At 69.8% G+C, this 26010-nt stretch carries 23 protein-coding genes and 2 pseudogenes; 13 read left to right on the top strand and 12 right to left on the bottom strand.

Going from position 1 to position 26010, the window contains the following annotated elements; translation table 11 throughout:
- On the top strand, positions 1-707 hold a 707-nt coding region (locus ACO057_RS23510; RefSeq protein WP_421996100.1), incomplete at its 5' end, for an aldehyde dehydrogenase family protein.
- Between the two features lie 56 nt (positions 708-763).
- Here the strand turns inward: ACO057_RS23510 and ACO057_RS23505 are convergent.
- From ACO057_RS23505 to ACO057_RS23495, 3 genes are all read right to left on the bottom strand, one after another.
- Entirely contained in the window at positions 764-1795 is a 1032-nt protein-coding gene (locus ACO057_RS23505; RefSeq protein ID WP_421996098.1) for an AI-2E family transporter, read from the bottom strand.
- Between the two features lie 73 nt (positions 1796-1868).
- Entirely contained in the window at positions 1869-2822 is a 954-nt protein-coding gene (locus tag ACO057_RS23500) for a Bug family tripartite tricarboxylate transporter substrate binding protein (RefSeq protein WP_421996096.1), read from the bottom strand.
- A gap of 52 nt (positions 2823-2874) precedes the next feature.
- Entirely contained in the window at positions 2875-3897 is a 1023-nt protein-coding gene (locus ACO057_RS23495; protein ID WP_421996094.1) for an amino acid ABC transporter substrate-binding protein, read from the bottom strand.
- 143 nt (positions 3898-4040) lie between these two features.
- Between ACO057_RS23495 and ACO057_RS23490 the strand changes: the two genes are divergently transcribed.
- Positions 4041-4289 carry a GlsB/YeaQ/YmgE family stress response membrane protein gene (locus ACO057_RS23490; RefSeq protein WP_421996092.1) on the top strand — a complete coding sequence of 83 codons (249 nt, stop codon included), beginning with the start codon at positions 4041-4043 and terminating at the stop codon, positions 4287-4289.
- 98 nt (positions 4290-4387) lie between these two features.
- The gene (locus tag ACO057_RS23485) at positions 4388-5371 is read left to right on the top strand and encodes an SH3 domain-containing protein (RefSeq protein ID WP_421996090.1); all 984 of its coding nucleotides are present in this window, start codon (positions 4388-4390) and stop codon (positions 5369-5371) included.
- A 7-nt stretch (positions 5372-5378) separates the two neighbouring features.
- On the opposite strand, the pseudogene ACO057_RS23480 reads toward ACO057_RS23485, so the two are convergent.
- A pseudogene (locus tag ACO057_RS23480) lies at positions 5379-5615 on the bottom strand (TetR-like C-terminal domain-containing protein); the annotation flags it as partial.
- Between the two features lie 504 nt (positions 5616-6119).
- Here ACO057_RS23480 and ACO057_RS23475 point away from each other — a divergent pair.
- The 3 genes and pseudogenes from ACO057_RS23475 to ACO057_RS23465 form a co-directional block, all read left to right on the top strand.
- Positions 6120-6488 (top strand): annotated as a pseudogene (locus ACO057_RS23475) (amidase family protein); the annotation flags it as partial.
- Positions 6489-6549: 61 nt separating this feature from the next.
- Complete coding sequence (locus ACO057_RS23470) at positions 6550-7560, top strand: amidase family protein (protein WP_421996102.1); 1011 nt, start codon at positions 6550-6552, stop codon at positions 7558-7560.
- Positions 7557-9140, top strand: coding sequence for an ABC transporter substrate-binding protein (locus tag ACO057_RS23465; protein ID WP_421996088.1), 1584 nt, complete (start codon positions 7557-7559; stop codon positions 9138-9140). The genes ACO057_RS23470 and ACO057_RS23465 overlap by 4 nt, the downstream gene beginning before the upstream one ends.
- Here ACO057_RS23465 and ACO057_RS23460 read toward each other — a convergent pair whose 3' ends face one another.
- Complete coding sequence (locus tag ACO057_RS23460; RefSeq protein WP_421996086.1) at positions 9141-11279, bottom strand: malate synthase G; 2139 nt, start codon at positions 11277-11279, stop codon at positions 9141-9143.
- A 131-nt stretch (positions 11280-11410) separates the two neighbouring features.
- Here ACO057_RS23460 and ACO057_RS23455 point away from each other — a divergent pair, with 131 nt between their 5' ends.
- Entirely contained in the window at positions 11411-12988 is a 1578-nt protein-coding gene (locus ACO057_RS23455) for a gamma-glutamyltransferase (RefSeq protein ID WP_421996084.1), read from the top strand.
- A 19-nt stretch (positions 12989-13007) separates the two neighbouring features.
- On the opposite strand, the gene ACO057_RS23450 is transcribed toward ACO057_RS23455, so the two are convergent.
- Complete coding sequence (locus tag ACO057_RS23450; protein WP_421996082.1) at positions 13008-14582, bottom strand: HlyD family type I secretion periplasmic adaptor subunit; 1575 nt, start codon at positions 14580-14582, stop codon at positions 13008-13010.
- A 175-nt stretch (positions 14583-14757) separates the two neighbouring features.
- Positions 14758-16380, bottom strand: a complete 1623-nt coding sequence (locus ACO057_RS23445; protein ID WP_421996080.1) for an ABC-F family ATP-binding cassette domain-containing protein — start codon at positions 16378-16380, stop codon at positions 14758-14760.
- Positions 16381-16565: 185 nt separating this feature from the next.
- Between ACO057_RS23445 and ACO057_RS23440 the strand changes: the two genes are divergently transcribed.
- A complete protein-coding gene (locus ACO057_RS23440; RefSeq protein WP_421996078.1) occupies positions 16566-17546 on the top strand; it encodes a Bug family tripartite tricarboxylate transporter substrate binding protein in 981 nt (326 codons plus the stop codon).
- Between the two features lie 45 nt (positions 17547-17591).
- Here ACO057_RS23440 and rutA read toward each other — a convergent pair whose 3' ends face one another.
- Positions 17592-18674, bottom strand: coding sequence for a pyrimidine utilization protein A (gene rutA / locus ACO057_RS23435; protein ID WP_421996076.1), 1083 nt, complete (start codon positions 18672-18674; stop codon positions 17592-17594).
- A gap of 188 nt (positions 18675-18862) precedes the next feature.
- Here rutA and ACO057_RS23430 point away from each other — a divergent pair, with 188 nt between their 5' ends.
- Entirely contained in the window at positions 18863-19519 is a 657-nt protein-coding gene (locus ACO057_RS23430; RefSeq protein WP_421996074.1) for a GOLPH3/VPS74 family protein, read from the top strand.
- Between the two features lie 34 nt (positions 19520-19553).
- On the opposite strand, the gene ACO057_RS23425 is transcribed toward ACO057_RS23430, so the two are convergent.
- Positions 19554-19928 (bottom strand): c-type cytochrome, encoded by a 375-nt coding sequence (locus tag ACO057_RS23425; protein ID WP_421996072.1) that lies wholly within the window; start codon positions 19926-19928, stop codon positions 19554-19556.
- Positions 19929-20050: 122 nt separating this feature from the next.
- Here ACO057_RS23425 and ACO057_RS23420 point away from each other — a divergent pair, with 122 nt between their 5' ends.
- Together ACO057_RS23420 and ACO057_RS23415 are read left to right on the top strand one after the other, a co-directional pair.
- Positions 20051-21052, top strand: coding sequence for an NAD(P)-dependent oxidoreductase (locus ACO057_RS23420; RefSeq protein ID WP_421996070.1), 1002 nt, complete (start codon positions 20051-20053; stop codon positions 21050-21052).
- 26 nt (positions 21053-21078) lie between these two features.
- Positions 21079-21678 carry a hypothetical protein gene (locus ACO057_RS23415; protein WP_421996068.1) on the top strand — a complete coding sequence of 200 codons (600 nt, stop codon included), beginning with the start codon at positions 21079-21081 and terminating at the stop codon, positions 21676-21678.
- Between the two features lie 112 nt (positions 21679-21790).
- Here the strand turns inward: ACO057_RS23415 and ACO057_RS23410 are convergent, their stop codons facing one another.
- On the bottom strand, positions 21791-22885 hold the full coding sequence (locus ACO057_RS23410; protein ID WP_421996066.1) for a sensor histidine kinase: 1095 nt from the start codon (positions 22883-22885) through the stop codon (positions 21791-21793).
- 65 nt (positions 22886-22950) lie between these two features.
- Complete coding sequence (locus ACO057_RS23405) at positions 22951-23298, bottom strand: ArsC family reductase (protein ID WP_421996064.1); 348 nt, start codon at positions 23296-23298, stop codon at positions 22951-22953.
- 202 nt (positions 23299-23500) lie between these two features.
- Here ACO057_RS23405 and ACO057_RS23400 point away from each other — a divergent pair, with 202 nt between their 5' ends.
- A complete protein-coding gene (locus tag ACO057_RS23400; protein WP_421996062.1) occupies positions 23501-23821 on the top strand; it encodes a DMT family transporter in 321 nt (106 codons plus the stop codon).
- A 9-nt stretch (positions 23822-23830) separates the two neighbouring features.
- On the opposite strand, the gene ACO057_RS23395 is transcribed toward ACO057_RS23400, so the two are convergent.
- Complete coding sequence (locus tag ACO057_RS23395) at positions 23831-25009, bottom strand: MFS transporter (protein WP_421996060.1); 1179 nt, start codon at positions 25007-25009, stop codon at positions 23831-23833.
- Positions 25010-25107: 98 nt separating this feature from the next.
- Here ACO057_RS23395 and ACO057_RS23390 point away from each other — a divergent pair, with 98 nt between their 5' ends.
- Positions 25108-26007, top strand: coding sequence for a LysR family transcriptional regulator (locus ACO057_RS23390; RefSeq protein ID WP_421996058.1), 900 nt, complete (start codon positions 25108-25110; stop codon positions 26005-26007).
- The last annotated feature ends 3 nt before the right edge of the window (positions 26008-26010 follow it).

Below are 26010 nucleotides of genomic sequence, written 5' to 3'. Positions count from 1 at the left end.
TCTCGCAGGAGCTGGGCGGCAAGTCGGCCAATATCCTGCTGGCGGATGTCGACTTCCAGGCGGCCGTGACCAAGGGCGTGGTCGGGATGATGGGCAATAGCGGGCAGTCCTGCAACGCGCCCACGCGCATGTTCGTCCCCGCCGAGCGCCACGAGGAGGCCAAGGCCATCGCCAAGGCGGCGGCCGAGAAGCTCGTCGTTGGCGACGTGAACGACCCCAAGAGCAATCTCGGCCCCGTGGTCAGCGGCGTGCAGTTCGAGAAGATCCAGGGCCTGATCCAGAAGGGCATCGAGGAAGGCGCGGAGCTGGTGACGGGCGGCCCCGGCCGGCCGGAGAACCTCAACCGCGGCTATTTCGTGCGCCCCACGATCTTCGCCGGCGTGCGCAACGACATGACCATCGCGCGCGAGGAGATCTTCGGGCCGGTGCTCTCGATCATTCCTTACAAGGACGAGGCCGAGGCCGTGCAGATGGCCAACGACACCATCTACGGCCTCGCGGCCTATGTGCAGTCGGGCGATGTCGAGAGCGCGCGCCGGATCTCGTCGCAGATGCGCGCGGGCAACGTGTTCATGAACTATCCCGTCGGCGACACGGCCGCGCCCTTCGGCGGCTACAAGCAGTCGGGCAACGGGCGCGAATACGGCAAGTGGGCGCTGGACGACTTCACGGAGATCAAGGCGGTCATCGGCTACCAGGCCGCCTGAGTTCCGCTACGGCGCCGCATCCGTTCGGGTGCGGCGCCTCCCGGCCTTGCGCGACATCAGGGGCCGAGGTTCTTCTCGCTCGCCCCGGCCTCGACCCAGCCCTGGACGTAGCCCACCTTCACCGCCACCAGCACTAGCGCGGCGAAGGGCGCGGCGAGCACCACGCCGATCAGCCCGAAGCCCGAACCCATCAGCGCCTGGGCGCCCAGCAGATAGGCCGGCGGCAGATGGGCCGTGCGGCTCTGCACCATCGGCGTGAGCAGGTTGCCCTCGACGTTCTGCGACACGATGAAGAGCCCGATCACCCAGGGCACCAGCGCCGGATCCTGGCCGAGCGCCACCAGCAGCGCCGGCACGACGGAAATCAGCGGGCCGATATAGGGGATGAAGCCGAAGATCGCGGCGATCAGCCCCAGCAGCCCGGCCATCGGCACGCCGAGCGCCCAGAGCCCGCCGCCGATGAAGATGCCCGTCACCACCATCGCGAAGAGCTGGCCCAGCAGCCAGCCGCGCAGGATCTGCCCGGCCTCGTTCATCAGGGTCAGGAAGCGCGGGCGCGCGGCGGGCGCGACGAGCGCCAGGGCCGCCTTGCGATAGGGGGCCGGATCGCTCGCCAGATAGAGGCCGAGCAGCAGGATGAGCACCACGTCGCCCAGCCCGCCCAGCAGCCCGCCCAACCCGCTGAAGGCATAGGTGGCCGCCTGTCCGGCCACGTCGGGCGAGGGGATGAGGCGGCGCGGATCCACCTGTTCGGTGATCCAGCGGCCCCAGCTGTAATCCGCCAGGCGGGCCTTCACGCGATCCACCAGGCCGGGAAGTTCCTGCCGGAAGCTGTCCACCTGTCCGGTGAGCGCGTCGGAGGCGAACCAGATCGCGACGGCGACCAGCGCCAGCGCCAGCAGCGAGACGATCATCACGCCCCAGCCCCGGCCGATCCCCAGGCGCATCGCGATGGGCACGGCCAGGGCGCGCAGGGCCACCGCCAGCAGCGCGCCGGCGAAGACGACCAGCAGCACCCCCGGCGCCAGAATGAAGAGCGCCAGCAGGGCGGCCAGGAGGACGAGCGCGGAAATCATGGAGCGGGACATGCGCGCTGAATGACGCGCAAGCCGCGCGGTTGCCCCGGCTTCCAAAAAAGGGAGGCGCGGCCTTCCTGGCCCCCTAATCCAGCCGGATATTCGCCGCTTGCGCGACCTCGCGGAAGCCCGCGATGTCGCGCGCCAGCACCTCCGCATAATGCTGCGGGGTCGAGCCGCCGGGCACGGCGCCCTCGGCCTCGTAGATGCGCCCCACATCGGCCTCGGCGAGGCTGGCCGCGATGGCCGCGTTGAGGATCCGCAGGGGCTCGGCCGGGATGCCGCGCGGGCCGAGCAGGCCCCACCAGATGGAGGATTCGTAGTCGATGCCCGTCGCCTCCTTCACGGTGGGGGCGGGCGGGCTGCCGGCGGGCGCGCCGGTGCCGCAATAGGCGAGCAGGCGCACGCGATTCTCGCGGATGGCGGCCGAGGCGCTGGCCATGGTCGTGATCAGCATCGGCACGTGGCCGGCGATGAGGTCGGTCACGGCGGGCGGCATGCCGCGATAGGGCACGTGGTTCAGTCTGAGCCCGGCGCGCAGCGCGAAGAGCTCGGTGACGAAGTGGTTGATCCCGCCGGGGCCCGAGCTTGCGAAATCCACCTCGCCCGGATGGGCGCGGCAATAGGCGACGAGCTCCTGGATGGTGCGGGGCGGGAAGTTCGGATTGGTCAGCACCAGGAAGGGCGCGCGAGCGAGCAGCGAGACCGTGTCGAAGCTGCCGATGGCGTCATAGGGCGTGCGCTGGATGGCCGCCGAGGCGGCGAAGCTGCTGCTCGACACCATGAGCGTGTAGCCGTCGGGCGCGGCCTGCGCGACCTGCGCCGCGCCGATCGAGCCGCCGGCGCCGGCCCGGTTCTCGATGACCACCGGCTGGCCGAGGCGCTGCTGCATCTTCTCGGCGAGCGGGCGCGCGATGACGTCGTTCGAGCCGCCGGGCGGGAAGGGGACGACGATGCGCACGGGCCGCTGCGGCCAGGCGGCCTGCGCTTGGGCGATGGCCGGGGTGGCGAGCAGCGCGAGGGCTGTACGACGCTTCATGATGGTTCCTCCGCGCGCAGTCTGGACCAGCGCGCGGTGGCGGTCACGGGCCTCAGCGCATCGGCGGCGAGAACATCATCCCGCCCTGGTTCCACAGCGCGTTCAGCCCGCGGGGCAGCCGCACCGGGCTGTTCGCGCCCAGGTGACGGTCATAGATCTCGCCGTAATTCCCGACGGCCTTGATGGCGTTGTAGATCCAGCGCCGGTCCATCCCGAGGGCCGGACCCAGATCGCCCGTCTGCCCCAGCAAACGCCGGATCGCCGGGCGCGGGCTGTTCAGCATCTCGTCGACATTGGCCTGGGTCACGCCCAGCTCCTCCGCCTCGATCAGCGCATAGGCGACCCATTTCACAATATCGAACCACTGGTCGTCGCCATGGCGTACGGCCGCCGCATAGGGCTCCTTGCTGATGCGGTCGGGCAGCAGAGTGAAGCTCTCGGGGTTGGGGAAGGCCGCGCGGATGGCGGCGAGCTGCGCGGCGTCGCCCGTGAAGCTGTCGCAGCGCCCGGCCTCGAAGGCGCGCCGCGCCTCGTCCTTGTCGGCGAAGACCACGGGCGTGAAGCGGATATTCGCCGCCCGCGACCAGTCCTGCAGGTTGAGCTCATGCGTGCTGGCCGAGGTGAAGCAGATCGAGGCGCCGTCCAGCTGCGCGGCCCGTGCGACGCCGCTATCCGCGCGCACCAGGAAGCCCTGACCGTCGTAGAAGTTCGGCGCGGCGAAGTTGAGGCCGTTGGTCACGTCGCGCAGATAGGTCACGGTCGTGGTGCGGCTCAGCAGGTCGATCTGGCCGGTGGAGAGCGTGGGGAAGCGGTTCTGGCCGGTGAGCGGATGCCAGGCGACGCGGCGGCCATCGCCCAGCACGGCGGCGGCGACCGCGCGGCAGAAATCGGCGTCCATGCCCTGCCACTCGCCGCGGCTGTCCGGCTGGGACCAGGCGGGGTCGCCCGTGGAGATGCCGCAGGCAAGCTGCCCGCGCGCGCGCACGGTGGTCAGCGTCGGCCCGGTCGAGACCGCGTTCTGCGCCTGGACCGTCGTCGCGAGGAGCAGCAGGGTTGCGGCGATGCGCTTGAGCATGGAGGTGATCCTGAGCTGGGATCAGCATTCCTGGCCCATCCGATGGCACGATCCTAGCCATTTCGAAGGCGGTTTCATTGGCCTCGACGCGGGACGTGCCCGTATAGGAGGCAGGGGACATCAGGTCCCAGGGGGGGAATATCATGGGTATTCTTTGGGTCATCATCATCGGCGCGATCGCCGGCTGGCTCGCCGGGCTGGTGGTGAAGGGCGTGGGCTTCGGCCTGATCGGCAATATCATCGTCGGCATCCTCGGCGCCTTCGTGGCGGGATATCTCTTCCCGCAGCTGGTGTTGATTCTGGGCGGCGGGACGATCGGCGTGATCCTCGCCTCCGCCGCGGGCGCGGTGGTGCTGCTCGTGATCGTCGGGCTTATCCGCCGCATCGTCTGACGGTCATGCCGCCGCAAGGGCTCCAGCAGGGTTAGGGATCGAAGGAGGACCCCTGCCCATGTGGAACCGAGTACCGATGATCGCCCCTGGCCGCGGCCATGGCCGTGCCCGCTGGCCTGGCCGTGGCCCAGCCGCGCGCCGACAAGACCAGCGCCGTCGCCGTCCGCCTCTCATCCGGCGCGACGGCGACCTCCTTTAACGGCCGCGTGCGCGGCAATGAAAGCGTGGACTACCGCCTGAACGCGCAGGCGGGACAAGCGATGACGGTCCGCTTCCGGCCGGGCAACGGCAGCGTGGAGTACGTGGTGCTCGCGCCGGGTGGCGACACGCCGATCCATAACAGCCGGACCGCCGGGAACGAGTTCACCGGCACGGTGCAGGCGAGCGGCACCCATATCGTGCGGGTCTTTCTGGCGCGCGGCCCCGCCCGCCGCGCCAACGAGGCGAGCTTCACCATCGCCTTCGGCCTCGACGGCCACGGCGCGCGCGCGAACGACGCGCTGCCGCCCGCAAGGCCGGATTCCACGCTGCGGGCGCCGGATGCCCGCGTGGTCGGGGGGCTGGCGCGGGGCGATGTGCTGACCGTGCGCAGCGGCCCATCCTATTCCGCGCGGACGCTGCTGCGCTTCCCCGAGGGCGCGGTGCTGCGCAGCTTCGGCTGCCAGGATGTGGCGGGCGCGAGCTGGTGCAGCGTCGGGCCGGCCGATGCGCAGCGTCCGTCCGGCTGGGCCTCGGCTCGCTATCTGCGCGAGGTGGCCGCCCCCACCGCCGCTCCTGCCGCCGGCCGCGATTCACGCGTTCCGGGCACGCCGTTTCAGGCGACGGGCCAGGTGGAATGCCGCCTCCAGGGCCAGGCGCCCGTCACCTGCCCCTTCGGCGTGCGCCGCCACGGACCTGGGACGGCGACGGTGGAGATCACCTTGCCGAATGGCCAGCGGCGTTCGCTCGTCTTCCGTAGCGGACAGGTCTCGACCGAGGGCCGCGAGCCCGTCGTCGCCAGCCGCGAGGGGGACAACATGGTCGTCACGGTGGACGGCAACGAGCGCTACGTGATCCCGGATCTGGTGATCCGGGGCGAGTGACGGTGGATTAGCGCGGCGCGACCAGCGCCAGCATCTCCCGCAGGATCCGGTCGCGCAGCTCGGGCGTGATCGGATCCGGCATGAAGAGCAGGTGGAACCAGATGGCGCCCACCGCCATGTCCACCGCCAGATCCAGGTCGAGGTCGCGCCGCACCAATCCGCGTTGTTGGAGCCGCCGCAGCATTCCGCGTCCCATCTCCAGCCGGGGCCAGGTGATGCGAGCGAGCATCACCGCGCGCAGCGCCGGATCGTCCTGGGGCCGTCACTGCAAGGCTGCGCAGAAGATTGCGGTTCCACGGTCGGTAGAGGCGTTGCAGGCTGACATCGAGATAGGCGGCCAGCGCCGCTTCCAACGGCAGCTCGGCCTCGAGGTCCGGCTCCTCCAGCTCATCCAGATAGAACAGGTCGATCAGCAATTCGCCGCGCGAGGCCCAGCGCCGGTAGAGCGTCTGCTTGCCGATGCCCGCGCGCGCGGGCCACGCCCTCCATCGTGAAATCCCCGCAGCCGACCTCCGCCAGGAGGGCCTTCGCCGCGCCGAGAATGGCCACGTCCACCGCGGGATTGCGCGGCCTGCCTGCGCGCACGGGGCTGTGTTCCATCGTCGATTGACATACGGAACGCGGCGTCTTGTTATTCACTCCACAAGGTCCAACGACGTTTCGGGCAAGCTGGCATCACCCGCCTTGCGTCGCAATCAAGGGACTGACAGGGGCGGACTTGCCGGCACCGATCACGGAGGCTTGCGCGATGGAAACGGACGAACTCGGCTTTATGACGGCCGTCGAATTGCGGCGGGCCTATGCGGCCCGCAGCCTTTCGCCGGTCGAGGTGGCGAAGGCCCCTGCTCGAACGGATCGAGGCGCTCGATCCGAAGCTCAACGCGATCACCATGCTGACGCCGGAGATGGCGCTGGCACAGGCGGCGCGCGGCCGAGGCGGCCTATGCGCCCGGGGGGCTCGCCAAGGCCGCTCGAGGGCGTCCCCGTCACCATCAAGGACATGCACGCCACCAAGGGCCTCGTGACCAGCATGGGCTCCTTCGCCACGAAGGACGACGTGCCGGACGAGGACGCGCCCTGCATCGCCCGCCTGCACGAGGCCGGCACGGTCATGCTCGGCAAGACGACGGTGCCCGAATTCGGTTGGAAGGGCGTCAGCCAGGGCACGCTGCACGGGCATCACCCACAATCCCTGGAAGCACGGCTACAATGCCGGCGCCTCCTCGGCGGGCGCGGCGGCGGGGGCGGCGGCCGGCTACGGGCCGCTGCATCTGGGCTCGGATGGCGGCGGCTCCGTCCGCATGCCCGCGCATTTCTGTGGCGTCTTCGGCCTGAAGCCGACCTATGGCCGCATTCCCTACTGGCCCGTGCCGAACAACGACTACGCGACCCATATGGGCCCGCTGACCCGCACCGTCGCGGATGGCGCGATGATGCTGAAGGCCATGGCCGGCCCGCACCCCTGGGACCACACCTCCTGCGAGACGCCGCCGGCCGATTATCCGAACCTGCTGAAGGCCGACCTGCGCGGCAAGCGCATCGCCTATAGCCCCGACCTCGGCCATGCCCGCGTCGATGCCGATGTCGCGGCCCTGGTGGCCAAGGCCGTGACGGCCTTCGAGGAGATGGGCGCCACGGTCGAGCTCGTGCGGCCCGAATGGGGACCGAAGGGCGTGGATCTCGCGCGCTTCTTCTGGCCGGCCGGCTACCTCGCGCGCGCCAACCTCTATCTCGACAAGTGGCGCTACCAGATGGAGCCCGCGCTCGTCGCGATGATGGAGGCGGGGCGCAGCTTCACGGCGGAGCAGTACCACGTCATGCGCGCCGCCAAGCTCGAATACGTCGAGGCCATCCACCGCTCCTTCCAGGACTGGGATTTCCTGCTGACGCCCGCCGTCAGCACGGCGGCCTTCCCCGCGCATCTCCTCCAGCCCGAGGACTGGCCGCAGCATCCCTGGGACTGGCTGATGTGGGCGGAGTTCTCCTACCCCTTCAACTTCTCCGGCAATCCCGCGGCGAGCGTGCCCTGCGGCTTCACCGACAAGGGCCTGCCGGTCGGGCTGCAGATCGTGGGGCGCCGCTTCGACGACCTCGGCGTGCTGCAGGCCTCGGCCGCCTTCGAGGCGGCGCGACCCTGGGCCGACAAGCGCCCGCCGGTCGCGCAACGGGTGCCCGAGGTGGCGGCATGATCGGGCGCCGACAACTTCTAGGGGCGGCGGGCGCGGGGGCCGTCGCGCAACCGGCGCTCGTCGCCGCCCAGAATCAGCGCGTGCTGAAATTCGTGCCCCAGGCCGATCTCGCGCTGCTCGATCCCGTGCAGACCACCGGCCTCGTCACGCGCAATCACGGCCTGATGGTCTTCGACACGCTCTACGGCGTGGACACGGACCTGCGTCCGCATCCGCAGATGGTGGAGGGCCATGTCGTCGAGAATGACGGGCTGCTCTGGAAGATGCGGCTGCGCCCCAACCTGCGCTTCCATGACGGCGAGCCGGTGCGCGCGCGCGACTGCGTCGCCTCGATCCGCCGCTGGGCCTCACGCGACGCCTATGCGGCGACCATGATGGCCGCGGTGGAAGAGCTCTCGGCACCGGACGATCGCGAGATCCGCTTCCGGCTGAAGCATCCCTTTCCGCTGCTGCCCGACGTCCTCGGCAAGCCGGGCACGAATGTCTGCGTCATCATGCCCGAGCGGCTGGCGGCCCAGGATGGTCTGCGCCAGGTCACGGAGATGGTGGGCAGCGGGCCGTATCGCTTCGTCGCCAATGAGCGCATCGCCGGCTCCCGTGCCGTCTATGCGAAGTTCGACGGCTATGTCCCGCGCGAAAGCGGGACGCCGAACTACCTCTCCGGGCCGAAGCGCGTTCATTTCGATCGGGTGGAATGGCTGACCATGCCGGACGCCGCCACCGCCGCGGCGGCCCTGCAGCGCGGCGAGATCGACTGGTGGGACCAGCCCCTCTCCGACTTCCTGCCGCTGCTGCAGCGGCGGCGCGACCTGAAGGTGGAGGTGCTCGATACGCTCGGCTTCCTGCCGATGCTGCGCTTCAACCACCTGCTGCCGCCCTTCGACAATCCGGCGATCCGCCGGGTGATGCTCGGCGCCATCAAGCAGGCGGACTACATGATCGCCGTCGCCGGCGAGGACCGCGCGCGCTGGCGGGACGATGTGGGCTTCTTCGCTCCCGGCTCTCCCATGGCGAGCGATGTCGGGCTGGAAGCCCTGCGCGGTCCGCACGACTTCGAGGCGGTGAAGCGCGCGCTGCAGCAGGCAGGCTATCGCGGCGAGCGCATCGTCTTCCCCGTGCCCACGGATTTCGCCGCGCTGAACGCGATGAGCGAGGTGGCGGGCGACATGATGCGTCGGATCGGCCTCAACCTCGACTACCAGGCGCTGGACTGGGGCACGGTGCTGCAACGCGTCGCCTCGCAACAGCCGGCCGACCAGGGCGGCTGGCACATCTGGGCGAATTACACGCTGGGCGTGAGCTGCGTGAATCCGGCCTCCCATGCCTATCTGCGCGGTATCGGCCGGGCCACGACCTTCGGCTGGCCGACGAGCCCGGGGCTGGAGGCGCTGCGCGACCGCTGGTTCCAGGCGCCGGACCTCGCGGCCCAGCAGGCCGCCTGCCGCGAGATGCAGGCGCTCGCCTTCCAGGAAGTGCCCTACCTCCCGCTCGGCGTCTTCTACCAGCCGACGGCCTACCGCTCGAACCTCGAGGGGGTGCTCAAGGGCTTCCCGCTCTTCTGGAACGTGCGGCGGGCTTGATCAGGCCGCCTTCGCCTCGCGGCGGTACTTGGTGAGCAGGAACTCGGTGTAGCCGTTCGGCTGCGCCGCGCCCTCGAGCACCAGCGCCGCCGCCGCCCGGAAGGCGACGCCGTCGAAGCCCGGAGCCATCGGCGTATAGGCCGCGTCGTCCTTGTTCTGCTTGTCCACGACGGCCGCCATGCGGCGCAGCGTCTCGACCACCTGCTCCTGCGTCACGATGCCGTGGCGCAGCCAGTTGGCGATGTGCTGCGCGGAGATGCGCAGCGTCGCGCGGTCCTCCATGAGGCCGACATCGTGGATGTCGGGCACCTTGGAGCAGCCCACGCCCTGGTCCACCCAGCGCACGACGTAGCCGAGGATTCCCTGCGCGTTGTTGTCGAGCTCGGCCTGGAGATCCTGCGCGGGCCAGTTGGTCTGCGTCGCGACGGGCACCGTCAGCAGGTCGGCGAGCTGGGCGCGGCGGCCTCCCTGGGCGATCTCCGTCTGGCGGGCGGCGACGTCCACCTGGTGGTAGTGCAGCGCGTGCAGCGTGGCGGCGGTGGGCGAGGGGACCCAGGCGGTGTTGGCGCCCGCCTTCGGATGGCCGACCTTCTGCTCCAGCATCGCGGCCATGGCGTCGGGCATGGCCCACATGCCCTTGCCGATCTGCGCCTTGCCGCGCAGGCCGCACATCAGGCCGATATCCACGTTCCAGTCCTCATAGGCCTTGATCCAGGCCGTGCCGCGCATGTCGTTCTTGCGGATCATGGCGCCGGCCTCCATGGAGGTGTGCATCTCGTCGCCGGTGCGGTCCAGGAAGCCGGTGTTGATGAAGGCCACGCGCTCGGCGGCTTCCTTGATGCAGGCCTTGAGGTTCACGGTGGTGCGCCGCTCCTCGTCCATGATGCCCATCTTGAGCGTGTTGGGCGCCAGTCCCAGCACCTTCTCCACCGCGCCGAAGAGCGACACGGCCCAGGCCACTTCCTCGGGGCCGTGCATCTTCGGCTTCACGATGTAGACGCTGCCGGCGCGGCTGTTCAGCCGCTGGCCGTTGATGTCGTGCATCGCGATCAGGCTGGTGACGAGCGCATCCAGGATGGTCTCGGGAATCTCCGCGCCGTCGAGCGTGGCGGCGTCCGTCATCATGTGGTGGCCGACATTGCGCACCAGCATCACCGAGCGGCCCGGCAGGGTCAGCGTGCCGCCATCGGGCGCGGTGTAGCTGCGGTCCGGATTGAGCCGGCGCGTGATGACCTTGCCGCCCTTCTCCAGATCGGCGTTGAGGTCGCCCTTCATGAGGCCGAGCCAGTTGCGATAGACGTCGACCTTGTCCGCCGCATCCACGGCCGCGACGCTGTCCTCGCAATCCTGGATGGTGGTGAGCGCGGCCTCCATCACGAGGTCGGCGATGCCGGCCGTATCCGTCTTGCCGATCTCGCTGGCGCGGTCGATGCGCAGCTCCAGATGCAGCCCGTTGTGGCGGAAGAGCAGCGCCGTCGGCGAGGCGGGCTCGCCCGTGTAGCCGACGAACTGCTCGGGGCGCTTGAGCGGCACGGAGCCGCCGCCCTGCAGCGCGACATCCAGCGCGCCGGCCTTCACCGTGTACTTCAGCGCCTCGGCATGGCCTGCGCCCATCAGGGGGACGGCCTGGTCGAGCACCTTGCGCGCGAAGGCGATGACCTTGCCGCCGCGCGTGGGATTGTAGCCGCTGCCGCGCTCGGCGCCGTCGGCCTCGGGGATGGCGTCGGTGCCATAGAGCGCGTCGTAGAGGCTGCCCCAGCGCGCATTGGCGGCGTTGAGCGCGTAGCGCGCGTTGTTGACCGGCACGACGAGCTGCGGGCCGGCGACGCCGCCCATCTCGACATCGGTATTGGCCGTGGTCACGGCGAAATCGGCGGGCTCGGGCAGCAGGTAGCCGATCTCGCGCAGGAAGGCCTCGTAGGCCGGCGCGTCGATGGGCTTGGCGGGGTTGGCGCGGTGCCAGGCGTCGATCTTCGCCTGGAGGTTGTCGCGCTTGGCCAGCAGCGCCGCGTTGCGGGGAGCGAATTCGCGCAGGACGGCCTCGAAGCCGGCCCAGAAGGCGGCGGCGTCCACGCCCGTTCCAGGCAGGGCTTCGCTCTCGATGAAGCTCTTCAGCGGTTCGGCAATGTTCAGGCTCATCGGGGGCGCTCCTTCGGACGTCTTTGCCCATGAGCCTTAACCGGCAATCCCGTGAGGGGAAAGGGGCGCACGGGTTGCCGAGCTTTGGGGTTAAGGCGCAGATTGACTTAGCGAAACGAAGGATGCGCGCCATGGAACACCCCTCGCACACCACCCAGCACTGGAATGTCCGCAAGCCGGCGGGCCGGGGCGAGAAGGGGATGGTGGCCAGCCAGTCGCGCGACGCGGCCGAGGCGGGCGTGGCCATCCTGCGCGCCGGCGGTACGGCGGCCGACGCGGCGGTGGCCGCGGCCTTCGCGCTCGCGACCGTCGAGCCCTGGAATTCCGGCCTCGGCGGCATCGGCTTCACCCAGGTGATGAAGCCCGGCGGCAAGGCCGAGACCTTCGACTTCGGCCCCGTCGCGCCGCGCAGCCTCGATGCCTCGGCCTATCCCCTCTCGGGGCGGATGAAGAACGACCTCTTCACCTGGCCCGAGGTCGTGGGCGACATCAACATCCACGGTCCGAAATCGGCGCTGATCCCCTCGGCCGTCGCCGGCTACAAGCTGCTGCACGAGCGTTACGGCCGCCTGCCGATCAAGGACGTGCTGGCCCCGGCGATCGCGCTCGCGAAGCGCGGATTGTCGCAGGACTGGTTCGCCACGCTGAAGATCGCCAACAGCGCCTCCGTGCTGCGCCTCTATGACGAGAGCGCGCGCATCTACCTGCCCAACGGCCTGCCGCCCGTGCCGCCCTATCAGGGCGCGCCCGGCTATTTCAGCCAGGGCAAGCTGGCCGACACGCTGGAGCGGCTGGCGAGCGCGGGACTGGCCGATTTCTACCATGGCGACATCGCGGCCTCGATCGCGGCCGACATGAAGGCGATGGAGGGCTTCGTCACCGCCGCCGACCTCGCCGCCTGCGAGGCGCGCGTCCTGCCGGCGATGGAGGCCACCTTCCGCGGCCGCAAGCTGATGCTCGCCAACGGCTTGACCGCCGCGCCCACGCTCAGGCGCCTGCTCGCCATGATGGAGCAGGCCCCCTACGGCGCGGTGCCGGACGCGGCCTGGTATGCCTATCTCGCCCGCTCGCTGCGCGCGGCCTATGCCGAGCGCCTCGCCGGGCTGGGCGAGGGCACGCCGACCGAGGCCGAGCCCGTGGGCGCCGATAGCTGCACCACCCATCTGACCGTCGCGGACCGCGACGGGATGATGATCTCCATGACCACCACGCTGCTCTCCTCGATGGGCAGCCGCGTGGTGCTGCCGGGCACGGGCGTGCTGATGAACAACGGCGTGATGTGGTTCGATCCGACCCCGGGCAGCCCCAACGCCATCGCGCCGGGCAAGCGGCCGCTGTGCAACATGTGCCCGGTGATCGCGCTCGACGCGAAGGGCAATCCGGAGATCGCGCTGGGCGCCTCGGGCGGCCGCAAGATCATGGCCTCGGTCTTCCAGCAGCTCACCTTCGTCGCCGATTTCGCGATGGAGCCGGAGGCCGCCGCGCATCACCCGCGCCTGGACGTCTCGGGCCCGGACGGCGTGATGGCCGACAAGCGGCTGGGCGAGGCGACGCTCGCGGCTCTGGCCGCGGACGACAAGGTCGAGGTGGTCGAGCACACGGTCGCGCCGGGCAACTTCGCCTGCCCGAACCTGATCCTGCAGCGCGGCGGGATGCGCGTCGGCGTGTCGGACGTGATGTCGCCCTGGTCGGCGGCGATCGCGGAGTAGCCTGCCCTCGGCGCTCCCCTCAGGGAGCGCCGATCCTGACCTCGACGGGCATGCCCGGTACCAGGCGCGTGGCCGCCAGCCGCGCGGCGGCCTCCGCGTCGAAGGCGAGGCGCGTGCGGAAGACCGGCAGCGCGGTCACGGGGTCGACCGTCCGCTCCGTGGCCACCTGCTCCAGGCGCGCGGTCACGGGCGGCGGCGGCAGGCCCGCGACGTGGATCCGCGCGACCCCACCGGCCGCCAGACGCTCCACATCCCGGCCCCGCAGCTCGGTTTCCACGAAGAAGCGGTCCGGCCCCGTCGTGATCCGCAGGAGCTCCTGCCCTGGCGCGACGGCCGTGCCCGGGGCCTGCACCGTCAGTCCCGTCACGATCCCGGCGATGGGCGCGCGCACGTCCAGCCGGCTCAGCTGATCCTCGAAAGCGGCCAGGCGCTCCTGCGCGGCGGCCAATCCCGGCTCCGCCTCCCGCAGCCGCGCGGCGACCTGCTCGGTGAAGTCCCGGCGCAGTTGCAGGGCCTGCAGCTCCGCCTCGCTGATCGTCTGTTCGAGCTGGGCGACGGCGGTGGTGTGGTCGGCCCGCTCGCCCTCCAGCCGCGCGATGCCGCGCTCCAGGTTCAGGACGCGCGAGCGCTGGGAGGACCCGGCGCCGAGGCCGTCCATCTCCAGATACAGCGCCTGGATCTGGCGCGTGCGGGCCTGGCCCTGCGCGGCCATGCCGCCGATCTGCTCGCGCAACTGGCGGCTGCGCTGCTGGAGCGTCGCCAATTGTCCGTCCAGCGTGGCACGGCGCTCGCGGAGAAGGTCGCGCTGCTCGGTCATGGCCGCGACGAGGCCCGGCTCGGCACCGACCGTCAGATCGGGCCGGCCCGCCTGCTCGGCGCGCAGCCGCGCGACCAGGGCGCCGAGCGACGTCGTCTGCGCGCGCAGAAGGCCGGCCTGGGAGGCGAGGCGGCTCGGATCGAGGGCGATGAGCCGGTCGCCGGCCGCGACGCGGTCGCCCTCCGCGACGAGGAGCCGCGCGACATAGCCGCCGTCGCGATGCTGGACGATCTGGCGGCTGGGCTCGATCACGAGCCGGCCCATGGCGCGGGATGCGGGATCGGGCGGCATGAGGAGGGTCCAGCCGCCATAGGCCAAGGCGGCCAGGCCCAGGAAGGCGGCGGTGCCGAAGAGCAGGCCGCGCCGGCGCGACGGCCGCGCGGGGCCGGCGAGGCGAGGGACGTGCGGCGGCGCCTCGTCGCGCGGGAAGAAGGACGCGTCGTCGAGGCCGGGTCGGGTCGCGAGGGGGGCGGTGGGAGGGGGAGGATCCTGTTTCGGCGGCGCGTCGGGAACGACGATGCGGATGCGGACGCTGTCCGTCGTCCCGGCGGTTTCGGCGGGACGGGGCGGCGGTTCCGCACGGGTTCGCCTCGGCACGGCCTCGCGCTTGGGGAAGATGCCGGGCTGCGGCCGAACCACTTCCGAGACGGGGGGCTGGGCCTCGGGCTCCGGAGGCGGAGCGGGCGGGGCTTCCGCCGCTGGCCGACGCCGCCCGGGCTGCTGTCCGAACCGGATCAGCCGCACGTCTTTGAGCTTCGGCGGCGGGGGTGTCGTCATGTTGCGGCCCTGGCCCACGCCAGAAGCGCGTCGGCATTTCGGGGGATTTTACAGCAAGGCCGCGGCTTGAGGTAGCGTCGCAATTCCGGAAGTTTCTCCATTCGAAGAAACGTAGGTCAAAACTTCCGATGTTTCTCTGGCGGATTTTCGCGAATCAGCCCGGTGAGGGTTCGCTCTAGCTGTGCAGCCCCGGCGCCTCATGCCCCGTGCGCGCCACGTATTCGGTGTAGCCGCCGCCATATTGATGGATGCCCTCGGGCGTCAGCTCCAGCACGCGGTTGGACAGGGCGGCGAGGAAATGCCGGTCATGCGAGACGAAGAGCATGGTGCCCTCGAACTGCGAGAGGGCCGCGATCAGCATCTCCTTGGTCGCCATGTCCAGATGGTTGGTCGGCTCGTCGAGCACCAGGAAGTTCGGCGGGTCGTAGAGCATCTTGGCCATCACCAGCCGTGCCTTCTCGCCGCCCGAGAGCACCTTGCAGCGCTTCTCCACATCGTCGCCCGAGAAGCCGAAGCAGCCGGCCAGCGAGCGCAGCGACCCCTGGTTGGCGCGGGGGAAGGAGGATTCCAGGGCCTCGAAGACGGTCTGGTCGCCCTCCAGCAGCTCCATCGCGTGCTGGGCGAAATAGGCCATCTTCACGCTGCCGCCCATGGTGACGCTGCCCTGGTCGGGATCGGTCGAGCCGGTCACCAGCTTCAGCAGCGTGGACTTGCCCGCGCCGTTCACGCCCAGCACGCAGCAGCGCTCGCGCCGGCGGATCAGCAGGTCGAGCCCCTCATAGATCACGCGATTGCCGTAGCGCTTGTGCACGCCGCGCAGGTTCACGATGTCCTCGCCCGAGCGCGGCGGCGCCTGGAAATCGAAGCTCACCGTCTGGCGGCGCTTGGGCGGCTCCACGCGCTCGATCTTGTCGAGCTTCTTCACCCGGCTCTGCACCTGGGCGGCATGCGAGGCGCGCGCCTTGAAGCGCTCGATGAACTTGATCTCCTTGGCGAGCATCGCCTGCTGGCGCTCGAACTGCGCCTGCTGCTGCTGCTCGTTCATGGCGCGCTGCTGCTCGTAGAACTCGTAGTCGCCGGAGAAGGAGGTGAGGCTGCCGCCGTCGATCTCGATCACCTTGTTGATGATGCGGTTCATGAACTCGCGGTCGTGCGAGGTCATCATCAGTGCGCCGTCATAGCCGGCGAGGAACTGCTCCAGCCAGATCAGGCTCTCGAGGTCGAGATGGTTCGACGGCTCGTCGAGCAGCATCACGTCGGGGCGCATCAGCAGGATGCGGGCCAGGGCCACGCGCATCTTCCAGCCGCCCGAGAGGCCGCCCACATCGCCGTCCATCATCTCCTGGCTGAAGCTGAGGCCGGCGAGGACCTCGCGCGCCTTGCCCTCCAGCGCGTAACCGCCGAGGTCCTCGAAGCGGGCCTGGACCTCGCCGAAGTGCTCGATGAGGCTGTCCATCTCGTCCATGCGCTCGGGGTCGGCCAAGGCGGCCTCCAGCTCGGCGAGCTCGGCCGCGACGGTGCTGACGTCGCCCGCGCCGTCCATCACCTCGGTGACGGCGCTGCGCCCGGCCATCTCGCCGACATCCTGGTTGAAGAAGCCGATGCTGATGCCGCGATCGGCCAGCACCTGGCCCTCATCGGGCTGCTCCTGGCCGGTGATCATGCGGAAGAGCGTGGACTTGCCGGCGCCGTTGGGGCCGACGAGGCCGATCTTCTCGCCCTTCTGGAGGCCGGCCGACGCCTCGATGAAGAGGAGCTGCTGGCCGTTCTGCTTGCTGATGTTGTCGAGGCGGATCATGGGCGGGCGGGGCCGGAAACAGTTGCGGCGCGCTTATGCCCAGCCCTGCCGCCCGAGGATAGGCCCGGCGGCAGACCCCCGGCATGCGGTTTGCGAGGCCCCCTGTCGGGACACCCCTTCCGGCCGGGATTGCCAGATATCTGCCCAATCTTTCGGCAGGAAGGTTGAACGGGAGATTACGAAAAATGCAACGTCGCAGTTTTCTTGGGGCTTCTGCCGCAATTATCGGCACCCCCGCTCTGGTCCAGGCGCAGCCGGCCGCGTGGCCGACGCGCGGATCCATCCGCCTGGTCGCCCAGTTTCCTCCCGGCGGCCTGGTCGACACCATCGCCCGCCTCATGGCGCCTTCGCTGAGCCAGGCGCTGGGACAGACCGTGCTCATCGAGAACCGCGCCGGCGCGGGCGGCGTCATCGGCACGGATTTCGTCGCCAAGGCCCCGGCCGATGGCTATACCCTGCTGGTCAGCCACGCCTCGGTGCACGTCTTCTCCACCGCGACGCTGCCCTCGCTGCCCTTCGACCCCATCGCCGACTTCACCCATATGGGCCTGCTGGTCGAGGCGCCGAACGTTCTGCTGGTGAAGGCCAGTTCGCCCTTCCGGACGTTGGAGCAATATGTGACCGCGGCGCGCACGCAGCCGGTGCGCTTCGGCTCCTCGGGCATCGGCTCGGCGCCGCATCTGCTGGGCGCGATGCTCTCCGGCGAGGCGAATGCGCCGAACCTGGACCACGTGCCCTATCGCGGCAGCGCGCCTGCCCTGCAGGACCTGATGGGCGAGCAGATCGAGAGCCTGATCGACCCCGTCACCACCAATGTGCAGATGTTGAAGGACGGCTCGCTGCGCTGCCTGGGCATCTCCACGGCGCAGCGCCTTCCGGCGCTGGCCACGATCCCGACCTTCGCCGAGCAGGGCTTTCCGCGCCTCACCTCGGCGCAGTGGCTGGGGCTCTCGGCGCCGAAGAACCTGCCGCAGCCGATCGTGGAGCGGCTGACGGCGCTGATCCCGCAGATCCTGGCGCGGCCGGAACTCGCGGTCCGCTTCGAGGATCTGCAGACCATGCCGCCGGCGGCGCCCGTCCTGGGCACGGCTTTCACGGACCGGATCAAGGCCGAGATCAACGAATGGACCGGGGTGGCGCGGCGCTACAGCATCAGCGCGGCGTAGGACGCGAGCGGACCCGGGCGAGAGCCCGGGCCCGCGGACTTGCGGTCACGCCGCCAGCGGCAGGCGGTCCTTGCGGCATTGCATCAGCGGCTGGATCCGCGTGCCGAAGATGTCCATCCCGGCGAGGAAGTCGTCGAAGCAGAGCATGATGCCGGCGACGCCCGGCATCGCCGCCACCTCGTCCAGCAGGCGCGCGCAGGTCGCGGGGCTGCCGACGATCGTGCCCATGTTAAAGTTGATGGGCGAGGGATTGCGCTGGACCACCGCGGCCATCGAATTCTCCTCGGTGCCGACGTCCTGCGCCGCATGGCCGAGCAGGTGCCGCAGCGCCTCCCGATCCGCGCCCTTCTCGTAGCCGTCCCATTTGGCGAGGGCGGCCTCGTCCGTCTCGGCGGCGATCACCATGAAGAGCATATAGGCGCCGACCGGACGTCCCGACTTCTTCGCCGCCTCCAGCACGCGGGCGGGCACGGAGGCCGACTTCGTCGGCTCGTTCACGCCCTCGCCGAGGCAGAAGTTATAGTCGCAATAGGTCGCGCCGAATTCCATCCCGCGATCGGACTGGCCGGCGCTCACGATCCTGGGGCGCTGGGCGGGACGGGGGCTGAGCTTGCAGCCGTCCATCTGGAAATACTCGCCCTTGAAGTCGGAATGGCCCGTCTCCCAGAGCTCGCGCAGGATCTGCACGTATTCGGTGCTGTAGTCGTAGCGCTTGCCGAAATGGCCATCGCCGGGCCAGAGCCCCATCTGGCTGTACTCGACCTTGTGCCAGCCCGAGACGATGTTCACCCCGAAGCGTCCGCCCGAGATGTCGTCGATCGTGCTGGCCATGCGCGCCACGATCGCGGGCGGGATGGTCAGCACGGCCGTGGAGGCGAAGAGCTTGATGCGGCTCGTCACCGCCGCGAGGCCGGCCATCAGCGTGAAGCTTTCCAGCCCGTGATCCCAGAACTCCGTCTTTCCGCCGAAGCCGTGCAGCTTGATCATCGACAGCGCGAAATCCAGGCCGTAGCCCTCGGCCTTCTGCACCACCTGCTTGTTGAGCTCGAAGCTCGGCATGTATTGCGGCGCGTTCTCCGAGATCAGCCAGCCGTTGTTGTTGATGGGAATGAAGACGCCGATATCCATGATGGTGCTTGCCCTCTCGCGTCGTGCCGGCCGCTTCGGCCGTGCCGGCGGGCAAGCAAGGCCCATGCCATGTAAGGGGTGCCCGCGCGGCGTGACGGCGCGCTGGACAGCGGCGGCGCGCCCGAACAACATCCCGCCCGAATCAGCCCCGGCGCAGTCCGGCGGCGGCACCGCCTGGAGGAACTGTCGTGAAGCTCACCATGCCGGAGGAGATCATGCTCCTTCTTCTCGACGACAAGACGGGCCGACCGATCGGTCTGCCGCCGCCGGCTGGCGACTATGCGGTGGCCAGCGCCATCCTCATGCAGCTCTCGCTCGACAATCACATCGACACCGATCCCGAGCGTCTGATGGTGACGAGCCACAAGCCCACCGGCGATGCCGTGCAGGACGAGGCGCTGACGCTGATCGCGACCAATCTGGGCATGCGCGACAGCCGCCACTGGATCGTCGAGCTGGGCCGCCAGGGCGAGCACTACCGCACCATGATCCTCGACCGGCTGGTGGCGAAGGGCGTGCTGAGGAAGGAGGAGGGACGCTTCCTCTGGGTCTTCGCGGACCGGCGCTACCCCAAGGCCGCCGAGGGCGAGGCCGATGTGATGGAGGTGCGCGCCCGTCTGCGCTCCGTCCTGCTGAACGACGACATCCCCGAGCCGCATGACGCGCTGATGATCGGCCTGGCGCGCGCGAGCGGCATCATCCCGCTGATCCTAACGCCGGCCGAACAGGACCGCGTCGGCAAGCGCGTGGACCAGGCGGCCGACATGGAGGAGCTGGGGCGGACGCTCTCGGCCGTGACGCGGGAAGTCTATGCGATGATGCTGGCTTTCGCCGGCGCGCATTGAAGAGGCTGGGGCGAGGGGCGCTGCCCCTCGCGCCTCAGTTGGCGGGCGCGGTCGAGGCCCGCAGGATATAGGCCATCAGATCCGCCCGCTGCTGCTCGTTGCGCAGCCCGACATAGGACATCGACCCGCCGGGCACGAGCGCCTTGGGATCGGCGATATAGGCGAGCAGGTTCTCCTCGCTCCACACCAACCCCGCGGCCGCGCGCTCGCGCATCGGCGTCGAATAGCGGAAGCCTTCGATCGAGGCCGCCGGCCGCCCCAGGATTCCGAAGAGGTTCGGTCCCACGCCGCTGCGCCCGCCCTGGTTGATGGTGTGGCAGGCGCGGCACTGGTTGAAGACGCGCTGGCCCGCATCCGCGTCCTGCGCCATGGCGCCCATCGGCGCGAGGGCCACAAGGCCCGCCATCATCAAAGCTCGCATCCGTCCGCCCCTGCTGTCGTCGGCCTGCATTGTGGACCCTCTGGGCGATCCGGCAAGCGGTGGACGGGCGCGTCGCTTTGCCGTCATCCTGCCGGCAAAGGGAGAGAACGATGAGCGGCAACCGGTTGAAGGTCTTCCTCTCGCACGGCACCGATACCTTCGCGGGCTATTTCGGCGAGGCCGCCCTGGCCGAGCTGCGAACCCATGCGGACGTCGTGCGCAACACCACCGACCGCGATCTGCGCGACGGTGAGCTGGCGGAGGCTGCGCGGGGCTGCCAGGCCATCATCGCCTTCCGCGGCTCGCCCGGCACGCCCGCCACTTTCGCGGCCTCGCCCGAGCTAGTGGCCTTCCTGCGCTGCGCGGTGGATATCAGCACGATCGACGTGGCGGCCGCGTCCGCGCACGGCGTCCTGGTGACGCGCGCGACTCCGGGCTTCGTGGATTCCGTGGCCGAGCTGGGCCTGGGCATGATCCTGGACCTCGCGCGGGGCATCTCGCGCATCGGGCAGCAATACCGGCGCGGGGAGATGCCGACGCCGGGCCGCAACCTGCAGCTCTCGGCCTCGACGCTGGGGATCATCGGCTATGGGCGCATTGCGCGACGGCTGGAGCAGATCGCCCTCGCTCTCGGCATGACGGTGCTGGTGCATGATCCCTATACGTGCCCCGAAACGAGCCTGGAGCAGGTGCAGGCCGAGGCGGATTTCCTCGTCTGCCTCGCGATCTCCAGTCCCGAGACCGCGAACCTCATGGGGGCGGCGGCCTTCGCGCGGATGAAGCGCGGCGGCTTCTTCATCAACCTCTCGCGCGGCGAACTTGTGGACGAGGCGGCGCTGGAAGCGGCGCTGGATTCCGGCCATCTCGGCGGCGCCGCGATGGATGTGGGCCGCGCGCCCGACCAGATGCCGAGCCCGCGCCTGGCGCGCCGGGCCGATGTGGTGGCCACGCCGCATATCGGCGGGGTGACGCCCCAGGCCGCCTATCACCAGGCGATGGACACGGTCCGGCAGATCGCCGCTTTGGCGGCGGGACGCCTGCCCGAGGGCGCGGTGAACGCGGCCGAGGCGAGCCGCCTGTCGCGGCTGGGCATCGATCCGCGCCGATCCTGAACGAAACCAAGAAGGGAACTGCTTCCATGACCGAGATCACGATCTTTCCCGGCATCGTCGAATGGACGGGCGAGAACCCCGGCATCTCGCTGAAGGAGGACCCCAACGGCCCCTTCACCACGCTCGCTTCCTTCTTCCGCGTGATGCTCTCGCCGCATGGGCGCGGCCATGCGCTGGTGCTGCTGCAATCGCCGGGGGAGGCCTCGCCGGGCAATGTCTGCCTCACGGACAATGAGCCGCTCGCGCGCTGGCTGATCGCGGAATACGTCACGCATTTCGGGGCCTGGCGCGGCCTGGCGGGGCTGGCCTCCATCAGCTTCCGCAAGCTCGACAGCGTGCAGGCCGATGGCGACACCGTCACGCGCTACGGCGAGACGGTGAAGGCCGGCGACATGACCGTGAAACTGGACTGGTCGGGGCTTGGAAAGCCCTTCTGCTTCGCTTTAGCGCCGGCGCAGTCGGCCACGGGCCGGCACCACATGCCCAGCCTCTTCGTGGGTTGCGCCAAGGCGACCATCACGGTGAACGGCCAGGCCCGGCCGGGCGCGCCGATCCCGCGCGAGATCGCGGGGCAGCGCATCTCGACGGCGATGCTGGCCTTCTCGGAGACCTGGATCCGCGTCTGAGGGCGGATCCAGGAGCAGATCCCGATCAGGCTGCTTGGCCTGATCGGGTGAAGCTGGTCGGAAAACAACAGGCCGGAGCTTTTGAAGTGAGCCTGTTCGATCGGAAAAAGCTTCAGGCCGCATCGTCCCGGGCGAAGCGGATGGTCACCCGCAGCCCCTGGCCCGGCGAGGAGACGACGTCCAGCCTCGCTGCGGCATTCTGCCGCAGCGACTGAACGATCATTGCGCCGAGCCGGTCGGGCTTGGGCCATTCCACGCCCTCCGGAAGACCGTTCCCGTCATCGGCGATGACGACGCGGCAGCCCTTCTCATCCACCAGGCTGTGCAGGGTGATGGTCCCGCCGTCCCGGCCCTCGAAGGCGTGTTTCAGCGCATTGGTCAGGAGCTCGTTGACCACGAGCCCCGTCGGCATCGCGACATTGACCGAGACGGGCCAGGAATCGACCTTGAGGTCGAGCCGGATGCCCTCCACCGCATGCGCGCGCATCACCGCGGCGGCGATCTGGCTGAGATAGATCCCGAGGTCGATCGTCTCGCCCGCATCGGCTTCCGACATCGAGCGGTAGAGCAGGGCCAGGGCTTCGACGCGGCCGGCCAGCCGCTCGAAAGCGCCGCCCACGGCATCGTCGGGCATGTTGCGCGTCTCCAGCCGGATCAGCGCGGTGATCATCTGGAGGTTGTTCTTCACGCGGTGCTGCAATTCCCGCAGCAGCGTGTCCTTCTCCTTCACGCGCTTTTCATAGGCCTCGAGCTGCGCCGCGTCGCGCTCGCGGTTCTGCGCCATGGCCAGAAGGCGGAAGACGGGCGCGCCCTGATCGTCCTCGATCAGGTTCAGCCACACGTCGATGGCGAGCGGCGTCTCGCCCTGGGTGATCTGGAAGAGGCCGACATAGTCCTCCACGCCGGGATCGGTCGCGGCGGCGTCCAGGGCCTCGATCAGCTTGCGTTCGCCATCTTCCGCGCCGGCGACGGCGGCGACCAGGCTCCAGGGCTTGCCCACGATTCCCGAGGCCCCCTCGCCGGCAAGGCGCTGGAACTCGGGATTGGCATAGGTGATCCTCTCGCGCGGCTGCAACTCGGCGACGGCGACGGCGAAGGGGAGATGGTCGAGGAACTGCCGAAACCGGTCATTCTCCAGCGCGCTCGCCAGATCCGGCGTATCGAGCAGCCCGCCGAGCGGGGCGGGCTCGTCGTCACGAGACGTCATGGGCCAAGCCTAACCTTCGATATCTGGTCGCCCTGTGTCGCCTTTCGCCAAGGCGCATGCAAGCGTCAGACAAATTCCTTGGAATATGCTTCAGGCGAGAAGCCGACGAGAATGGTCCGGCCCCGGGTCAGAACGGGCCGCTTGATCATCGAGGGCTGCGCCACCATCAGCGCGATCGCCTTGGCCTCGTCGAGGTCCTCGCGCTCCGCCTCGGGCAGCTTGCGGAAGGTCGTTCCGGCGCGGTTGAGCAGCTTCTCCCAGCCCACCTGGCCGGCCCAGGTTTTGAGCGTGGCGGCGTCGATGCCCGAAGCCTTGTAGTCATGGAAGGCATAGGCGGCGCCTTTGGCATCCAGCCAGCCGCGCGCCTTCTTCATCGTGTCGCAGTTCTTGATGCCGTAGATCGTCAGGGTCATCGTCGTCGTCCTGAAGGGAGGGCCGACCATTGTCCAAGGCCCGCGCGATTGTCGAGAGCCGGCGGGCCGCAAGCCGCGAACCGCGCGAAATCCCTCTGGTCGTGCCGCCCATACCCACTATATGGGGCCGCAGAGGACGACCTCCCCACCACGGGTTACGCATGTCCGGGACGACCCGGCCCCTGTTCTGGAGGGCCGTATCATGGCCTGGATCTATCTCGTCGCCGCCGGAATCCTGGAGATCGTCTGGGCCTTCGCGATGAAGCAGTCGCACGGCTTCACCCGCCTCGTTCCCACGGTGGTCATGCTGGTGGCGATGCTGGGCAGCGTCGGCCTGCTCACTCTTTCGATGCGCGTGCTGCCGCTCGGCACCGCCTACGCGATCTGGACCGGGATCGGCGCGATGGGTGCCTTCCTGGTCGGCGTGATGGTGCTGGGCGAGGCCGCGAGCCCGATGCGGATCGCGGCCGTGCTGCTCATCCTTGCCGGGCTGGTGCTGATGAAGCTGTCCACCAGCGCCTGACCCGGCGGATCAGGCCGCGAGCTTCACGGCCCGGCGGCCGGCCCCGTCCAGCCGCAGGCTGATCAGGGCGACCACGAGACCCGCGCCCGTCAGCGCGGCGGCGGCCAGAGGCAGGGCGGCGAGGCCCGGCCCATGGTCGATGGTCACGCCGCCGATCCATGCGCCCAGGGCATTGCCCAGGTTGAAGGCCGCGATATTGAGGCTGGAGGCGAGGTTGCGTCCGGCCAGACCGGCCTTCTCCAGCACGCGCAGCTGCAGGGGCGCGACCGTCGCGAAGGCGGCGACACCCAGCGCGGCCAGCATCGCCACCGCCGGGATCTTCGACCACAGCGCCGGCGCCAGGAGCACCAGCACCGCGGCCAGTCCCGCCAGGGTCAGGATCAGCGAGCGGCCCAGCCCGCGATCGGCCAGCTTGCCGCCCCAGATATTCCCCACGGCCAGCCCCGCGCCGAAGACCAGCAGGATCGGCGAGACCGCCGCCTCGGAGAAGCCGGTGACCCGCGTCAGGATCGGCTGCACATAGGTGAAGACCGTGAAGAGGCCCGCGAAGCCCAGCACCGTCATGGCGAAGCCGAGAAGCACCTGCGGCCGTGCGACGGCCCGCACCTCCTCGCGCAGGGGCGTGGAGGCGTCGTCGCGGCCGACATGGGCGGGTACGAAGACCGCGAGGATCGCGAAGGCCGCCACGCCGATGGCGGCCACGGCCCAGAAGGTGGCCCGCCATCCGAGCTCCAGCCCGAGCCAGGCGCCGAAGGGCACGCCCAGCAGGGTGGCGACCGTCAGCCCCGTGAACATGGTGGCGATGGCCGAGGCGCGCTTGTCCTCGGGCACCAGGCCCGTCGCCACGACGGAGCCGACGCCGAAGAAGGTGCCATGGGCCAGCGAGGTCAGCACGCGCGCGGCCATCAGCGAGGCGTAGTCCGGCGCCAGGGCGCAGGCGATATTGCCGAGGGTGAAGATCGCCATCAGCGCGAGCAGCACGATCTTGCGCGGCATGCGGCGGCTGGCCAGGGTCAGCAGGGGCGCGCCGACGAAGACGCCGAGCGCATAGCCCGAGATGAGCAGGCCGGCCATGGAGATCGAGACCTGCATCTCCTCGGCGACCTGCACGAGCAGGCCCATGATGATGAATTCGGTGGTGCCGATGCCAAAGGCGCCGGCGGTGAGGGCAAGAACGGCGATGGGCATGGCCCGGGCTCCGAATGATGTCTGGATCCCAGGATGGTGCGGCGCAGCGAGTGGAGTTAGGTTGCGGGTGGTCCAATCATCCGTGAGATGAATTCATCATGCCGCGCCTGGACACCAACCGTGCCGCCGAGATGGAGGTCTTCGTCCGCGTCGTGGAGCTGGGCGGCTTCACGGCCGCCGCGCGCGAATTCCGCCTGACGCCCTCGGGCGTGAGCAAGCTCGTCTCGCGGCTGGAGGCGCGGCTCTCGGCGCGGCTGCTCAACCGCTCGACGCGGCAGCTCCAGCTCACGCCTGAAGGCCAGGCCTTCCATGTCCGCGCCGTGCGCATCCTGGCCGAGATCAGCGAAGCCGAGCGCGAGGCGGCGGCGGGCGCCGCACCGCGCGGGCATCTGCGGGTGAACAGCAACGTGGTCTTCGGCCGGCGTCTCGTCGTGCCGCTGGTGCCCGAATTCCTGGCGCTGCATCCGGAGGTGACGCTGGACCTCGTACTGTCGGACATGGTGATCGACCTGATGCAGGAGCGCGCGGACATCGCCATCCGCGTGGGTCCGATGCGCGATTCCGGGCTGATGGCGCGCAGGCTGGGCGCGAGCCGGGTGGTGGTGGTGGCCTCGCCGGACTACCTGGCGCGGCACGGCACGCCGGCGCGGGTGGAGGATCTGGCGCGGCATCGGGGCATCGGCTGGACCTTCCAGCGCCTGCGCAGCGCCTGGCCCTTCCGCGACGGCGTCTCCGCCGCGCCGCCGCCGGTGGCGCGGGCGGGGGACGGCGATGTGGCGCGGGAGCTGGCGCTGGGCGGCGTGGGCATCGCGCGGCTGGCGATGTTCCATATCGGACCGGACATCGCGGCCGGCCGGCTGGTGCCGCTGCTGGAGGCCTTCGATCCGGGCGACCGCGAGGACATCCACGCGGTCTATCTGGGGCAGGGCGGTCCCCTGCCGGCGCGGGTGCGCGCCTTCCTGGATTTCCTGGCCGAGCGCATCTCGGTCGAGGATTAGGGG

This window comes from Roseococcus sp., assembly GCF_965227005.1.
Classification (GTDB): domain Bacteria; phylum Pseudomonadota; class Alphaproteobacteria; order Acetobacterales; family Acetobacteraceae; genus Roseococcus.
Note: the sequence above shows the minus strand (reverse complement) of the source record. Positions and strands in the feature narration are given on the sequence as shown.

What these genes read in the sequence shown, in the direction of transcription:
- ACO057_RS23505 (WP_421996098.1), bottom strand. Translation starts at nt 1,795, where the DNA reads ATGTCCCGCTCCATGATTTCCGCGCTCGTCCTCCTGGCCGCCCTGCTG.
- ACO057_RS23500 (WP_421996096.1), bottom strand. Translation starts at nt 2,822, where the DNA reads ATGAAGCGTCGTACAGCCCTCGCGCTGCTCGCCACCCCGGCCATCGCC.
- ACO057_RS23495 (WP_421996094.1), bottom strand. Translation starts at nt 3,897, where the DNA reads ATGCTCAAGCGCATCGCCGCAACCCTGCTGCTCCTCGCGACGACGGTC.
- ACO057_RS23490 (WP_421996092.1), top strand. Translation starts at nt 4,041, where the DNA reads ATGGGTATTCTTTGGGTCATCATCATCGGCGCGATCGCCGGCTGGCTC.
- ACO057_RS23485 (WP_421996090.1), top strand. Translation starts at nt 4,388, where the DNA reads ATGGCCGTGCCCGCTGGCCTGGCCGTGGCCCAGCCGCGCGCCGACAAG.
- ACO057_RS23465 (WP_421996088.1), top strand. Translation starts at nt 7,557, where the DNA reads ATGATCGGGCGCCGACAACTTCTAGGGGCGGCGGGCGCGGGGGCCGTC.
- ACO057_RS23460 (WP_421996086.1), bottom strand. Translation starts at nt 11,279, where the DNA reads ATGAGCCTGAACATTGCCGAACCGCTGAAGAGCTTCATCGAGAGCGAA.
- ACO057_RS23455 (WP_421996084.1), top strand. Translation starts at nt 11,411, where the DNA reads ATGGAACACCCCTCGCACACCACCCAGCACTGGAATGTCCGCAAGCCG.
- ACO057_RS23450 (WP_421996082.1), bottom strand. Translation starts at nt 14,582, where the DNA reads ATGACGACACCCCCGCCGCCGAAGCTCAAAGACGTGCGGCTGATCCGG.
- ACO057_RS23445 (WP_421996080.1), bottom strand. Translation starts at nt 16,380, where the DNA reads ATGATCCGCCTCGACAACATCAGCAAGCAGAACGGCCAGCAGCTCCTC.
- ACO057_RS23440 (WP_421996078.1), top strand. Translation starts at nt 16,566, where the DNA reads ATGCAACGTCGCAGTTTTCTTGGGGCTTCTGCCGCAATTATCGGCACC.
- rutA (WP_421996076.1), bottom strand. Translation starts at nt 18,674, where the DNA reads ATGGATATCGGCGTCTTCATTCCCATCAACAACAACGGCTGGCTGATC.
- ACO057_RS23425 (WP_421996072.1), bottom strand. Translation starts at nt 19,928, where the DNA reads ATGATGGCGGGCCTTGTGGCCCTCGCGCCGATGGGCGCCATGGCGCAG.
- ACO057_RS23420 (WP_421996070.1), top strand. Translation starts at nt 20,051, where the DNA reads ATGAGCGGCAACCGGTTGAAGGTCTTCCTCTCGCACGGCACCGATACC.
- ACO057_RS23415 (WP_421996068.1), top strand. Translation starts at nt 21,079, where the DNA reads ATGACCGAGATCACGATCTTTCCCGGCATCGTCGAATGGACGGGCGAG.
- ACO057_RS23410 (WP_421996066.1), bottom strand. Translation starts at nt 22,885, where the DNA reads ATGACGTCTCGTGACGACGAGCCCGCCCCGCTCGGCGGGCTGCTCGAT.
- ACO057_RS23405 (WP_421996064.1), bottom strand. Translation starts at nt 23,298, where the DNA reads ATGACCCTGACGATCTACGGCATCAAGAACTGCGACACGATGAAGAAG.
- ACO057_RS23400 (WP_421996062.1), top strand. Translation starts at nt 23,501, where the DNA reads ATGGCCTGGATCTATCTCGTCGCCGCCGGAATCCTGGAGATCGTCTGG.
- ACO057_RS23395 (WP_421996060.1), bottom strand. Translation starts at nt 25,009, where the DNA reads ATGCCCATCGCCGTTCTTGCCCTCACCGCCGGCGCCTTTGGCATCGGC.
- ACO057_RS23390 (WP_421996058.1), top strand. Translation starts at nt 25,108, where the DNA reads ATGCCGCGCCTGGACACCAACCGTGCCGCCGAGATGGAGGTCTTCGTC.